This window comes from Streptomyces sp. P9(2023), assembly GCF_032436795.1.
In the GTDB taxonomy this organism is placed as follows: Bacteria; Actinomycetota; Actinomycetes; order Streptomycetales; family Streptomycetaceae; genus Streptomyces.
Map to the genome: position 1 here is coordinate 25,183 of NZ_JAUPWM010000001.1, position 12,381 is coordinate 37,563.

The 12,381-nt window shown below is 70.1% G+C and carries 12 protein-coding genes and 1 pseudogene; 7 read left to right on the forward strand and 6 right to left on the reverse strand.

Going from position 1 to position 12,381, the window contains the following annotated elements; genetic code table 11:
* Positions 1-115: 115 nt before the first annotated feature.
* Entirely contained in the window at positions 116-979 is an 864-nt protein-coding gene (locus tag Q5762_RS00140) for an alpha/beta fold hydrolase (RefSeq protein WP_315889785.1), read from the reverse strand.
* 881 nt (positions 980-1,860) lie between these two features.
* On the opposite strand from Q5762_RS00140, the gene Q5762_RS00145 reads away from it, so the two are divergent.
* Together Q5762_RS00145 and Q5762_RS00150 are read left to right on the forward strand one after the other, a co-directional pair.
* A complete protein-coding gene (locus Q5762_RS00145; RefSeq protein WP_315889786.1) occupies positions 1,861-2,694 on the forward strand; it encodes an NAD(P)H-binding protein in 834 nt (277 codons plus the stop codon).
* A gap of 324 nt (positions 2,695-3,018) precedes the next feature.
* On the forward strand, positions 3,019-3,720 hold the full coding sequence (locus tag Q5762_RS00150) for a 2-phosphosulfolactate phosphatase (protein WP_315889787.1): 702 nt from the start codon (positions 3,019-3,021) through the stop codon (positions 3,718-3,720).
* 84 nt (positions 3,721-3,804) lie between these two features.
* Here Q5762_RS00150 and Q5762_RS00155 read toward each other — a convergent pair whose 3' ends face one another.
* Positions 3,805-4,914 carry an FAD-dependent monooxygenase gene (locus Q5762_RS00155; protein WP_315889788.1) on the reverse strand — a complete coding sequence of 370 codons (1,110 nt, stop codon included), beginning with the start codon at positions 4,912-4,914 and terminating at the stop codon, positions 3,805-3,807.
* A 163-nt stretch (positions 4,915-5,077) separates the two neighbouring features.
* On the opposite strand from Q5762_RS00155, the gene Q5762_RS00160 reads away from it, so the two are divergent.
* Complete coding sequence (locus Q5762_RS00160) at positions 5,078-6,046, forward strand: TetR/AcrR family transcriptional regulator C-terminal domain-containing protein (protein ID WP_315889789.1); 969 nt, start codon at positions 5,078-5,080, stop codon at positions 6,044-6,046.
* Positions 6,047-6,066: 20 nt separating this feature from the next.
* Here the strand turns inward: Q5762_RS00160 and Q5762_RS00165 are convergent, their stop codons facing one another.
* The gene (locus tag Q5762_RS00165; protein WP_315889790.1) at positions 6,067-6,387 is read right to left on the reverse strand and encodes a hypothetical protein; all 321 of its coding nucleotides are present in this window, start codon (positions 6,385-6,387) and stop codon (positions 6,067-6,069) included.
* A gap of 141 nt (positions 6,388-6,528) precedes the next feature.
* On the opposite strand from Q5762_RS00165, the gene Q5762_RS00170 reads away from it, so the two are divergent.
* The 4 genes from Q5762_RS00170 to Q5762_RS00185 all read left to right on the forward strand — a co-directional run bounded on the left by Q5762_RS00170 (position 6,529) and on the right by Q5762_RS00185 (position 8,943).
* Complete coding sequence (locus Q5762_RS00170; RefSeq protein WP_315889791.1) at positions 6,529-6,993, forward strand: DUF3995 domain-containing protein; 465 nt, start codon at positions 6,529-6,531, stop codon at positions 6,991-6,993.
* Positions 6,977-7,498, forward strand: a complete 522-nt coding sequence (locus tag Q5762_RS00175; RefSeq protein WP_315889792.1) for an RNA polymerase sigma factor — start codon at positions 6,977-6,979, stop codon at positions 7,496-7,498. Before Q5762_RS00170 ends, Q5762_RS00175 begins: the two co-directional genes overlap by 17 nt.
* Entirely contained in the window at positions 7,495-7,947 is a 453-nt protein-coding gene (locus Q5762_RS00180; RefSeq protein ID WP_315889793.1) for a hypothetical protein, read from the forward strand. The genes Q5762_RS00175 and Q5762_RS00180 overlap by 4 nt, the downstream gene beginning before the upstream one ends.
* Before the next feature lie 165 nt (positions 7,948-8,112).
* Positions 8,113-8,943 (forward strand): hypothetical protein, encoded by an 831-nt coding sequence (locus Q5762_RS00185; protein ID WP_315890227.1) that lies wholly within the window; start codon positions 8,113-8,115, stop codon positions 8,941-8,943.
* Between the two features lie 102 nt (positions 8,944-9,045).
* On the opposite strand, the gene Q5762_RS00190 is transcribed toward Q5762_RS00185, so the two are convergent.
* From Q5762_RS00190 to Q5762_RS00205, 3 genes and pseudogenes are all read right to left on the reverse strand, one after another.
* Positions 9,046-10,260 carry an acyl-CoA dehydrogenase family protein gene (locus tag Q5762_RS00190; protein ID WP_315889794.1) on the reverse strand — a complete coding sequence of 405 codons (1,215 nt, stop codon included), beginning with the start codon at positions 10,258-10,260 and terminating at the stop codon, positions 9,046-9,048.
* 49 nt (positions 10,261-10,309) lie between these two features.
* Positions 10,310-10,808, reverse strand: a pseudogene (locus Q5762_RS00200) (flavin reductase family protein).
* 148 nt (positions 10,809-10,956) lie between these two features.
* The gene (locus Q5762_RS00205) at positions 10,957-12,324 is read right to left on the reverse strand and encodes a helix-turn-helix domain-containing protein (protein ID WP_315889796.1); all 1,368 of its coding nucleotides are present in this window, start codon (positions 12,322-12,324) and stop codon (positions 10,957-10,959) included.
* Positions 12,325-12,381 lie beyond the last annotated feature (57 nt).

Sequence of the window (12,381 nt, forward strand, 5' to 3'; positions counted from 1 at the left end):
AGACGGGCGCGGCGAACTCCTCGTCCGCCGCCAGCGCGCGGAGGAGGCCAGTGCTGAAGGCTCATCCTCAAGGCGGGGGACGAGGGTTGTCGGTGTCCTGGGTGGAGGCGATGTGTTAGACGAGGTCGGTCAGGAGGTCCGCGAAGAGCTGCGGCCTGCCGAAGTATCCGACGTGTGAGGTGTCCAAGGTGTGCCCGTCGAAGGGGTTGTGCGGGGTCAGGGCGTCCGCTCTGCGGATCATGTAGTCCTGGACGGGCGGGGTGAGGCCCCGGTCCGCGGCGAGGCGGACGTAGGTGTGTGGGACGCGGCCCCACCCGTCGGCCCGGACCAGCGCCGCCGGTTCCATCACCGAGTGGTTCTCGTCCGGGTCCATGGAGTCCAGTAGCAGTCGGAACTGGTGGTCGGTGGCGTCGGCCGTGATCGGGGCCTTCAGCTGGGCGAAGAGCGCCGGGTCGGCATACGCGCTGCGCCAGTTGAGCCGGACCACACCGGGGTCACGTACGCCGGACACGGCGATTCGCGCCGCCGCCGCGTCCAGCAGGTTGTCGTCGGTCACGTCCCATGGGTCCGTGAGCATGGCCGGGTCGCTCAGGCACAGCGCGGAGAGGTAGATCACGCGGTCGAGCAGCTCCGGTGCGGCGTTGGCGACGGCGCTGATGGTCAGTCCGCCGAGGCTGTTGCCGACCAGCACGGTCGGACCCGATTCCGCGAGCCGGCGCAGAGTGTCCACGACATGACGCACGTTGTCCTGCAATGTGACACCGCGCAGTGGGGATGGGGCGGAGGCCAGGGCCCTGAGGTCCTGGGGGTACCGGTAGTAGGCCGTCGGGCTGTCGGCGGTGATCCCGTGGCCGGGCAGGTCCACGGCGTACGAACGGTGTCCGCGCAGGGCCAGTTCGTTCTGCAATGGGCCCCAGGCCTGGGCGTTGCTGGATCCGCCGTGTACGAAGACGAAAGTGGGGCGCATGGTCACGCGCATGGTGAAGATCCTCGTCATCCAGAGGTGAGCGGTGGACGTGTGACCTGGCGTCGGAGGAGTCCGACACCGCGGTCAGCGCGTCGACCGGGTGCGCGTGGCGTGCCAGTTGTGGATGACGGAACGCATGGACCCGACCGTAACAGACGGCCTCGGGTGGTCGGCGCCCGCTCTTTGAAAGTGAAGAGTGCATCGCGGCCCGGAGGTCGGTGACACGCGTACTCAGTGCGCTCGCCCCAGCCGCGCGCGGATCAAGGCGGCCAGTCGCTGCCACGCGGCGAACGATGGACGTGTCCTGGATGAGCGCGGTGATCTCGGAGCGCGTATCCCCGCGCAGGGTCGGCCAGGGGGCTTGGCCTGGTCGCGGAACAGGGTGATCGCGTGGCCCGGGTGGGTGGCGAACACGAGGATCCGCAGGTCGCGTTGCAGGTCCACCATCGACTACGCGCCATATGCGCGCAGACTCCGTGCAGAAAGCCGGGGAGGGGGCCTGGGGCGTCGCGCCACGGGCGTAGTACCGCTGACTCGTGCCGTGCCCGGCTTCTCCGCTGTGTTCGCCCTCGTAGAGCTCCACGGAATCGAGCACGGCGTGCAATTTCATGCGCGGGAAGTCGTGGACCAGTGTGCCGGCGAATTCAACGGCGTCCGTGGGTTCGGTGAGCACAATGCCCCCGAAGACACTGCTTGACGACACTGATGTCAGGCTGGTGCGGGCCGACCAGTTGCGCGGGTCGCACGAGGGTCAAGACGGTTGACCAGCTCTGCGGCTTCCTTGAGAAGTCGATCCGGCTTACAGCACTTGCCGAGTCCCCTTGACCTCAAGTTGAGTTGAGGTCGTAACGTCATGTCATGTTGATCACCGCGGGATGACAGGAGAAGACCTCATGATCCTCGTGACAGGGGCCACCGGAAATATAGGAAGCGCCCTCGTGAAGGAGCTCCAGGCGTTCGGCGCCGGACCGGTGAGGGGGCTGACTCGTGACGCCGCACGGGCTGGGTTTCCGGAGGGGGTCGAGGCCGTTGAGGGCGACTTGGCTCAGGCTGTCTCGCTGAAGCCCGCGTTGGAGGGGGTGCGTTCGCTGTTTCTTGTGTCCCGTATGGGCTCGGACGCCGACATCCTCGATGCTGCCAGGCGGGCGGGTGTGGAACATGTGGTGTTGGTGTCGTCCATTACCGTCCAGACCCATCCGCACCTGGGTCCCGCCGGCGAGAACCTGGCTGTCGAGCGTCTGCTCAAGGACAGCGGCATGGCGTGGACGATCCTGCGGCCGACGCAATTCGCCTCGAATGCGTTGTGGTGGGCGGGAGCGATCCGCGAGCACGAAGCGGTCCGCGTGCCCTATGCGGACATCGGCCTTCCGACTATCCACCCTGCGGACATCGCATCGGTTGCTCGGGCGGCGCTGACCGAGTCCGGTCACCGAGAGCGGACGTACGCGCTGACCGGTCCGGAGCGAGTCACGGCCCGGCAGCAGGTCGGGGCCATCGCGGGAGTACTGGGGCGGGATGTGCCGTTCGCCGAGATCAGCCGACAGGAGGCCCACCGTCAGATGGCGGGCTTCCTTGGCGACGAAGCCGCTGACGCGGTGCTCGACCTGACAGGCGGCGACGTCAACGAGGAGCTGCTCATGGTGCGAGACACCGTTTCCCAGATCACCGGTATCCCGGGCAGGACGTTCCAGCAATGGGCCTCGGAGAACGCCGCCGCTTTCCGCTGAGCCGTCCGAGCCGGGGCACATTCACCGTCCACGGTGGGGCGGCCAGCCGCCCGTCGGACGGCCGGCCAGACCGTGCTGGTTTGAGAGCGCGGATCAGTTCCTGTTCGCCGCCCTCGCAGCGTCGAGTTCGACCTCCCGCCCCTCCAGGGCACGCGCCGGCTTGGTGGTGTGCTGCTCGAGGAAGGTCCCGTCAACGCGCGCTGATCGCGCGATGTGCGCGACGGTCAACGCATGCCGTCGCTTGTCCGGTGCATTCCGAGAGCGTCGATGTGATGCGTGGCACTGTGCGGGTGCTTCGGGTCGGGCATGCGTGATCATGACCGGATGGACGCTCGTTTCCTTGGTATCGCTGAGCTGGTCGAACCCCCGTCCGTGGCGGTCGTGGTCGACGTCATGCGTGCTTTCACGGTGGCTGCTTGGGCCTTTGCCCAGGGGGCGGAGAAGATCGTTCTTGCCGAGTCGCTGGACGAAGCCCTGGCGCTGAAGGCCTGCCACCCGGATTGGGTGGCGCTCAAGGACGGTCCGTCGGCGCCCGGGTTCGACGCCGTCAACTCGCCGGGCCTGCTGCGATCTGTCGACCTCGGCGGGCGGACCGTTGTGCAGAAGACCACGGCAGGAACGGTCGGCGCCCTTGCGGTCAAGGAGGCGTCGCTGGTGCTGTGTGCCGGCTTCGTGGTGGCGGAGGCGACGGCTCGGCTCTTGCGGATGCGCGAGTGCGACCGTGTCACGTTCGTGGTCACTGGCGAGGATGGGCGGGCCGATGAAGACCTGGCGTGCGCCCAGTACATCGCTCGCAGGGCCACCGAGGCCGGGACCGATGCAGCCGAGTACCTCCGCCGCGCCGGCGAGTCGCGCGCGGCCACCGAGCTGGCGGAGGGTGTGCGTCAAGGAGTCCATCCTGACGACGTCGCACTCTGTCTTGAGCTCGACCGGTTCCCCTTTGCCCTGGTGGCGACCTTGGAAGACTCGCTCATGGTCCTCCGTCCGTACGCAGTGCCTTCGCCGACCGACGGGGCTTCGATCTGATCGCCGGTCGGGGTCCAGCTCTCGCCATACGGGAGTCATCATCCGGGGACGCCTACACCGCCCGGACGCTGGTCTCGCCCCGATTCAGCCGTGCAGTGAGATGGCGTTCTTGGCGTGCTCGACAGATTCCTCCGAGGCGGGTCCGCCGGGATTCTCGGTGGCCAGGGCCTGGTTGAGGATGACGAAGGGGCGCATCCGCTGCTCGTAGCGGGCGTAAGCGGTGACGTGGTCGCCGTTGGTCTGGGCGAGGCAGTCGGCCAGGACGTGGGCGCCCACGAGGGCCAGGCTGGTGCCCTGGCCCGAGAGGGGGGAAGGGCAGTAGCCGGCGTCTCCGAGCAGGGTCACCCGGCCCCGCGACCACTGGTCCATTCGGATCTGGGCCATGGCGTCGCAGTAGAAGTCGGGCGCCTTCCGGGCGGCCTCGGCCAGCCGCGTCCCTTCCCACCGCAGGGACGCGAGCTTGTCCACGACGAGCTGCCGGAGGGCGCCGCCCTCGCGGAGGTCGTCGGCGAGGGGGGCCGACTCGAAGCCGAAGGCGATCCTGAGCTGGGTGTTGCGGCGTACGGGCATGATGCCGAAGCCCATGTCGCCGTCCCGCAGCCACATCTGCCAGTCGTCCAGGCCGAGGAAGTTGTCCGCGCTGAACACCGAAAGGTAGCTGCCCAGGTGGTGGGCGAAACGCTCCTCCGGACCGAAGGCCAGGCGCCGTACGGTGGAGTGGAGGCCGTCGGCCCCGACCACGAGGTCGAAGGTGCGGGGCGGACCGTGCACGAAGTCGACGCGCACGCCGGTCTCGTCCTCGTCGAGCGCGCTGATGCTGTCGCCGAAGAGGTACTCGACGTCTGCGCGCGTGTGCTCGTACACCATCCGTACCAGGTCCTCGCGCAGCAGCTCGATGTCTTCGCTGTCGAGCCGGCCGCTGCTGTAGGTCGCCTCGGTGGAGCGGTCGACCTCGTGGCCTTCGGGATCGAGGATCGACATGCCGCGCATCCGGGTCCGTACGCGGCCGGCCTGCTCCAGCAGGCCCATCCGCTCCACGACTTCGAGCGCGACGCCGCGGATGTCCACGGCCTGGCCACCCGGGCGCCGACCTGGAGCGCGTTCGACGACGGTGGGTGCGAAGCCGTGCCGGCGCAGCCAGTAGGCGAGGACGGGCCCGGCGATTCCGCCGCCGGAGATGAGTACGGTGCGCATGAGTAGCTCCTTCGCTTTGTACGATGTACGCGTTCTGAACGTACGACGTACGCGCCCCCCATTCAACTGGCCAAATACGGGGCCTGTACTAGGACATGAGCCCTCCGCGCGGCGCTGCCGCTGGTACCCTCTGCACTAGTACAGGAGAGGAAGGCGGCAGGACGTGACGAAGACCACAGGCGCAGCCGGTGATCCCCCCTACCTGCGCATCGTCGCCGCGATCCGGCGGCGCATCGCGGACGGTGAACTCGCCCCCGGGGACCGGGTCCCCTCGACCCGCCAGATCGCCCGGGAATGGGGCGTCGCGCTCGCCACCGCCACCAGAGCCCTGACCACCCTGCGTCTGGAGGGACTTGTCGAGGCCCGGCCCCGGATCGGCACGGTCGTCGCCGGAACGTCCCCCGCCGCGCCGGCCCGCAGACGCCCGTCGCCCGCCCCGGACCCCGAGCAGGAACTGAGCCTCGACCGGATCGTCCGTACCGCCATCGAGATCGCCGACGCCGAAGGGCTCTCGGCGCTCTCCATGCGCGGCGTCGCGGCCCGGCTCGGCGTCGCGGCGATGTCGACCTACCGGTACGTCCCGAGCAAGGAAGACCTCGTCCTGCACATGGCCGACGCCGCGTTCGGCGAGGAGTCCTACCGCGTGGACGCGCCCGAGGATTGGCGTACCCGCGTCGAGCTGGGTGCCCGGACCCTGTGGGGCCTGTACCGGAAGCACCCGTGGCTGGCCCAGCTCGGCTCCCTCACGCGGCCGTTGCTCGTACCCAATCTGCTGGTCCACGGCGAGTGGATGCTGGGCGCCCTCGACGGCCACGGCCTCGACCCCACGACGCTGTTCGACATCCACGTACTGCTCTACAGCCATGTCCAGGGCCTGGCGGTGCACCTGGAGATGGAAGCGCACGCCGAAGCCGCCACGGGCCAGTCGGAGGACCAGTGGATGGACAACCGCGCCCCCGCACTCCAAGAGCTGGTGGATTCCGGCCGCTTCCCGACGTTCACCAAGGTGGTCGGAGCCTTCAAGGACGGTTACGACCTGCGTCTCGACGCGCTCTTCGAATTCGGCCTCAAGGCGCTCCTCGACGGCCTGACTCCCCTCGTCGAAGGTGAGGAATCTGTCGCGAAGTCGTAGCTCAGCCTGCGAGCGGACCCCTACATCTTGTGGACCTCCACGGAGAACCCTTCTGCAAGGACGGAGTTCAGGTGCTCCGCATGCGCACCCAGCCATTGGCGAGTATCAGCGAACTGTGCCGTCAGTTCGACGAGCACGTAGTCCTCGGAACCATCGGTCGACCCACCACACACGCAGCAACGAAGGCGCCGGCTCACCGCGCCCGTCCACTCCGGTCCGTTCCCGCCCACTGCGACCGTCTGCTCATCAACATCCACTGACGCATCGTTCCAGACGCGCTGCAGCAGCACCCATCCAACGTTGACGGCCGCCTCAGCCCTGCTGTTGACGCGCTTGATCACCGCAGCGAAGGCGGCCGGCTCGACAGCCGCGAGCGGGTCGGCTTCGCACGCCTCCGAAAATTCACGTACTTCGACGGAACGTTTCGCTCGGACGGCTCCTCAACAGGGCGACGGAATCCACTCGCCGGCCTAGGAGGACCCATGCTGTACCGGCCCGACGCCCCCGCCCCGACCCCGAGCGCGCCGACCCGCGCCGCGGTGCTCGTCGCCTCTGTGCTCGCAGTGGACGCTCTGCTCCACCTGTACTGGACGACGGGAGCCACCTGGCCCGCGGCCGACGGCGGGAGCCTGTCGCACGCGGTTCTCGGTACGGACGTACCGTTTACACCGCCGATCCTGCTTCCCCTTGCCGCCCTGCTCCTCACCGCCGCCGCCTTCGTCCTCGCGCAACTTCGCCGGCCGGGCAACCCGCTACTCCGCGTCGGCACCCTGGCCGTGGCCGCGGGCCTCTCGCTGCGCGCTCTGGCGGGGGTCTACTGGCTGTTCGCCAAGGAGACCGGCACCACGTTCCACTGGCTCAACCTCATGCTCTACACCCCGCTGTGCGCCGTCCTGGCCGTCGCCGCCCTACGTGTGGCGCGGTGGAAGGATGCGTCCCGTGTCTGATGAGGGACCCGATGACCGTACGGTCCGGCTCGTGCGAGCCGCCCAGCGTGGCGACACCCTCGCCATGGCCGAACTCCTGGACGTCCTCGCCCCGTACGTGGGCCGCGTCTGCGCGCCCATAGCCCTGAGCCAGGGCGCGGACGCCGCACAGGAGGCCCTGGTGGCGGTCTTCAAGTCGCTACGCACCCTCAAGGACCCGGCCGCACTGCGCGGCTGGGTCCGTGCCATCGCCGTACGGGAGGCGATCCGCACCGCGCATCGCGCCGCCCGCACCGTACCGGCCGATCTGAGCGCGTTCCCCGCCCACGGTGACCCCCAACTCTCCGCCGACATCAGGGACGTACTGGACCGGCTCTCCCCCGAGCACCGCGCGGTGCTGATGCTGCGTGACGTCGAGGGCCTGGACGAGCGCACCGCCGCCGCCCTGCTCGGCGTACGCACGGGCACCGTCAAGTCGCGGCTGCACCGGGCCCGCGGCACCTTCCGGAAGGCGTGGACGTCATGAACGAGCCCTGGCCCATCACCGACCTCGACCCCGTACGCCGCCTGCACGCCCTGGCCGGCGGCATCCGCGGCGCCCACGTGACCGAGGCGCACGTCGACGCCCCCTTCGAACAGGTCTGGGCCCTGCTGGGCGACCTGGAGGGCACCTTCGGGCAGGTCGTGCCGGACATGGAGCGGCTGCGCGTCGTCCGTCGGCAGGGGGAACGCGTAGAGGCGCTGGCGCGCAGCAGGTACGGGATGCGGGCGCGACTGCGCGGGGTGCAGCGGCCCGGCTGGTGCTGGCTGCAGAGCCGGTTCCTGCTGATCGGCGTGGCGGCCGCGCCGGAAGGCCCGGCCACTCGGGTGGCGTTCACCGGGGGCGTACGGCTGCCTGCGCAGGCCGCCCTGATCCCCCTGGGCGTACGGCGTGAGGGCAGCCGCAGTGTTCAGCGCCTGACGGATCTGCTGTGAACCGGAAGGCGCAGGCTCGGGGTGTCCGGAGCCGGTCCACGACTCGAAGCCGAAGGGCTGGCCGGACCGACGGGTTACCGGTACCAGGACTCTCCGCCGCCCCCGGACCTGCCGTGCGACCGATCGGTGGTGCCGACCCGTAGCGTCCCCTACTGTCGGTCCGTGATGATCAAATCGGGCGAGCCGCGCAGGCTGGGGGTCCCGGCGCCCAAGGCACGGCTGCTCTTCGAAGCGGAGCAGCGGGAGAACGGGGGCGGGCCGGGGCGCAGGTTGCTCGTGGTCGACGGGGAACCTGCCTTCGCGCTCAGCTTCTGGTGCGGAACATGCCAGTTCCTGTTCCGCCGGTTGGAGACCGCCAGGCAGACGTTGTCGCTGGAGAGCGTGCAGGAGCGGCTCACCGGCACGCTGGCAGATCCGGACGACGGCGGCGTGATCGATGCGTTCGGCGCGTTGCTGCCGGAGGGCGAGTACCTTCCGATACTGCTCCGCGTGGAGCCCCGTCTGATCATCCCCGGCCAGGAAGGCGACTACTTCAGCAACGAGCAGGTGGCCACGTGGGGGCTCGACCCGTTCTGGGGCCTCCCGGAATATCCGCACACGCCGTACTACCGGTCCTTCGAGACCGCAGTCGACGCGTCCGCTCACCTCTATGAATTCGTCGTGCCTATGGTTCCCCCCACGTGGAACGCGAGGGAGCGCGTCGAGGAGTACGTCGAACTCATGGGCCGAGGAACGGTCCCGACGGCTGTGGCGGTCTCCACTCTGGACGTGTGCGAACCCGCCTCCGGCCAACCGGACGACCACTATCGGCACTGGGGCCTGACGCACTTCCTCCTCGACGGCCACCACAAACTGGAGGCCGCGGCCACCGCCGACCGCCCCGTGCAGCTCCTTTCGCTGCTGGCCCTGGGTGAGGGCCTGGCCGCATCCGAGGACTGCGCCCGGCTGCCCGCGCTGCGCGCTCAACTCCGCTCAGTTCGAGCCACCGGAACCTGAACCCCGTGGCGAGGAAGCGCCGGTAGCCGGCTCCGCCGGGACGCGCAGTCACCAGCCCTCATACCCCACGCCGGCCACCACCAGTCGCCGGTGGAGACCGGGCTACACCATCGTGGACACCGTGCCCCGGCTGCCGAGCAGCGACTTTCCGTAGATCTCGGCGGCTACTTCGGGGTTGAGGACGGCGTGGCGGCTGGCGGTCTCGATGTCGCGCCAGATGCGTTGCAGTGGGTTGGACTCGGCGAAGCTGGAAGCTCCCTGGGCCGAGCACACGATGCGAACCGCCTCGCGTGCGTGGACCGCCGCCGCTCCTGCGTCCATGCGTATCCGGGCCCGGGCGTCGTAGTCGGGGAATACGCCAGCCTGCGCGGCCTCGTCGATGTCGGCGGCCGCGCGGTAGGCGTGCAGTTGGGCGGAGTCGGCGAGCGATGCCGCGTGCGCGGCGGCGAGCTGGATGGTGGGAGCCTCGGCCTGGGAGGCGTAGCTCGTCATGGTCAGACCTCGCTGCGGGGCCCGCTCCATCAAGACATCGACAGCTGCTGCGGCCAGGCCTAGTTGGGGTCCGGTCAGGACTACGGCGGCGGCCGGGACGAACGGGGCCCGGTAGAGCGCCTCGTCGGTGAAGGGGGTGGCATAGCGGCCCTCGACCGCGTCCGGGACGGAGTGGAAGCGGTGCGCGGGTACGAAGAGGTCCTCGCCGACGAGCGTGTTCGACGCGGTTCCGCGCATGCCCGTCACGAACCACGTGTCCTCGATGGTCAGTTGCGACATCGGCGCGAGCACGATGCCGACGGCGTCCGGCGTGCCCTCGCTGTCCGGGCGGGTGACCCCGAGGACCGCCCAGTCCGCGTGGGCGCACCCGGAGGCAGGGGCCCAGCGCCCGCTCACCCGGTACCCGCCCTCGACCAGGCGCGCGGTACCCGAGGGGGTCACCACGCCGGCGACCCGGGCTTCGGGCGTGTCGGCCCAGACGTCGTCCTGGGCCTGGGCGGGGAAGAGACCGACGAACCACGCGTTGGCATTGAGCAGTGAGGTCACCCAGGCGGTGGAGCCGCAGGCTCGCCCGACCTCACGGCCGACTTCCAACAGGGTGCGGTAGTCGGTCTGCAGACCCCCATAACGCGCGGGCTGCATCAGCGAGAGCAGGCCCGCCTCGGCCAGGGCGGCGATGTTCTCCGCCGGCACCCCGCGCTCGCGGTCGGTCGGTTCGGCGTTGCCGGCGAGCAGCGGTCGTAGTTCGGCGGCGCGCTGTACGAGGTCGGACCGCAGCTCGCGCGCGGCGTCCGTCGTGCGGGGGGCGTCCATGATGATGCTCATCGTCGTCACTCCGGTTTCGGTGTCGGGGGGCTGTGCGGGCGGGTACGGGTCAGCTCGCTACAGCGAGGCCGGAGTGCGTGCCGAAGACCCTGCGGGCGTAGATCAGTGGGGCTGTGGGGGTCGACTCGGCCTCTTCGACGGCTACGACGAGCAGGACGTGGTCACCGCCGTCCACATGGCGTTCGACGCGTCCCGCGGTCCATCCGGCGGATTCGGGCAGGTAGGGCAGTCCGGCGCGGGCGGTCCAGGTGACAGCCGTCGAACTTCGTGCCCGGTCCGCGTCGTCGACGGGCGAACGTCGACGCCAGTTCCTGCTGGTGAGAGCCGAGGATGTTCACCCCGACCCGGTGGCCCGGCTGGAGGTGGGCGAGGAGGCCGGAGGCACGGTCCAGGGCGAAGCTCACCAGCGGCGGGTCGAGCGAGAGCGAGGCGAAGCTCGACACCGTGCTGCCGTGCGGTCGGCCTTCGGCGGTCATCGCCGTCACCACGGTGACCGGGGCGCACACCCCGCTCATCAGCTCGACGAATGTCTCTCGGTCGATCATCATGTGCCTCCCGTTGGGCTTGAGTCCGTCCGTCAGTCGGGATGGGTGGTCTCGTGGGCCACCGCGTCCCTCATCACGTAGTGAACTCCCGCTCCCGGGTGGTCGCTTGGTCTGCGGGATCAGGATCCCGGTCCCCCGTTGGTCTGCCGGCTCACCCCACCTCGTCGCGGGGCAGGAGGACCGCGTCCCCCAATTCCTCGGCCAGTGCCAAGGCGGTGTGGAGGGCGAAGCGGCCCTCGTCGAGGTCGCGGCCGAGGACCTCCTGGGCCCGCTTCACGCGGTACGTCACCGTCCCCCTGGCCACGTGCAGGCGTCGGGCCACGTCCACGAGGCTGCGCTCGGCGGCGAGGTAGCGGTACAGCGTGGTCCGCAGTGCCTCCATCGACGCGGTACGCGCAGCGAGCCCGCCGAGTTCACGTCGTACGAAGTCACCGGCTGCGTCGAGATCGGTGGCCAGGAGCGCGACGGTGGCGACGTCGGCGTAGGCGGTCGCATGCCTCGGAACCCGGCCGGCCTCGCGCCGCAGTCGCTCGACCCTCTCCCCGCGCGTGGCCTCGTCGTGGGAGCGACGGAAGCCCGCGACGCCGGCGCCCGGGGTCCCGAAGGCCGCCTGTGTCCGCTGCCGGGACAGCGCCCCCGCGACGGCCTCCCACGAACCGGTCCCCCCGGTCCGGTGCGTGCCGTCCGCCGGCACCGTGCCCCACGCCCACAACCGCCCCGAGGCCACGGGGACGACCAGCGGCGTGGTGGCGCCCCGGGCTCGTAGCGCCTCGATCGCCGCCGCCTGGAGCGTGGAGTTCTTGTCCGGCGAGTCCGACCACACCACCACTGCCTCGTGGGTGCGCCGCAGGTCGTAGCCGAGGACACGCGACGCCTCGCCGACATCCGTCGTCGTGGCGTCGGTCGTGCCATCACTCAGCAGGGAACGCACGATGTCGGCCCGTGCCGCGGCTGCGCCGGTGCTCCACACCTCGTGCTCCGCGAGGTACGTGCGGATCATGACGTCGGCGTGGTCGTCGACGTACGAGAACAGCTCGCGGGAGATGGCCGTGACCTCGTCGACCGCCGCCTCCGGGTCGACCAGCTCGGCGCAGGCCCGCAGGAACGCCTCGGTCGTCGCCGCATGCCCGATCCGGACGCCGTGCAGGACCTGTTCGAGCGGTACGCCCCGGTGAACGTACTCGCGGATGCCCTCCAGGGTCGCCTCACCGACGGGTGGGGCGGCGGCCGGGCCCTCCACCAGTGTGAACAGCGCCCGCAGGGTGGTTGCCTCATTGCCCCGTCGAAGCATCTCGACCCCGGCCGGGCCACCGCCGAGGGCCGGCACCTCGCCGACGATCCGGCGCACGACCGCGGAGCTCAGTTCGATCGCCCAGCACACGGGGTCCGCGCCGACGCGCTCGACGGCGTCCTCGACGATCGCGCGCGGAGAAGCCGCTCGGTCGATGCCGACCTCACCTCGCGGGCCCAGCCGCGCGATCCAGGCACGCCGCAGCGACCGACCGGTGGTGTTCGTCATGGTGGTGGGCTCCTGGGTCACGGGCGGGGGTGCTGCCGCCTTCGAGGTGGGCGGAGT

What these genes read in the sequence shown, in the direction of transcription:
- Q5762_RS00140 (WP_315889785.1), bottom strand. Translation starts at nt 979, where the DNA reads ATGCGCGTGACCATGCGCCCCACTTTCGTCTTCGTACACGGCGGATCC.
- Q5762_RS00145 (WP_315889786.1), top strand. Translation starts at nt 1,861, where the DNA reads ATGATCCTCGTGACAGGGGCCACCGGAAATATAGGAAGCGCCCTCGTG.
- Q5762_RS00150 (WP_315889787.1), top strand. Translation starts at nt 3,019, where the DNA reads ATGGACGCTCGTTTCCTTGGTATCGCTGAGCTGGTCGAACCCCCGTCC.
- Q5762_RS00155 (WP_315889788.1), bottom strand. Translation starts at nt 4,914, where the DNA reads ATGCGCACCGTACTCATCTCCGGCGGCGGAATCGCCGGGCCCGTCCTC.
- Q5762_RS00170 (WP_315889791.1), top strand. Translation starts at nt 6,529, where the DNA reads ATGCTGTACCGGCCCGACGCCCCCGCCCCGACCCCGAGCGCGCCGACC.
- Q5762_RS00175 (WP_315889792.1), top strand. Translation starts at nt 6,977, where the DNA reads ATGCGTCCCGTGTCTGATGAGGGACCCGATGACCGTACGGTCCGGCTC.
- Q5762_RS00180 (WP_315889793.1), top strand. Translation starts at nt 7,495, where the DNA reads ATGAACGAGCCCTGGCCCATCACCGACCTCGACCCCGTACGCCGCCTG.
- Q5762_RS00185 (WP_315890227.1), top strand. Translation starts at nt 8,113, where the DNA reads ATGATCAAATCGGGCGAGCCGCGCAGGCTGGGGGTCCCGGCGCCCAAG.
- Q5762_RS00190 (WP_315889794.1), bottom strand. Translation starts at nt 10,260, where the DNA reads ATGAGCATCATCATGGACGCCCCCCGCACGACGGACGCCGCGCGCGAG.
- Q5762_RS00205 (WP_315889796.1), bottom strand. Translation starts at nt 12,324, where the DNA reads ATGACGAACACCACCGGTCGGTCGCTGCGGCGTGCCTGGATCGCGCGG.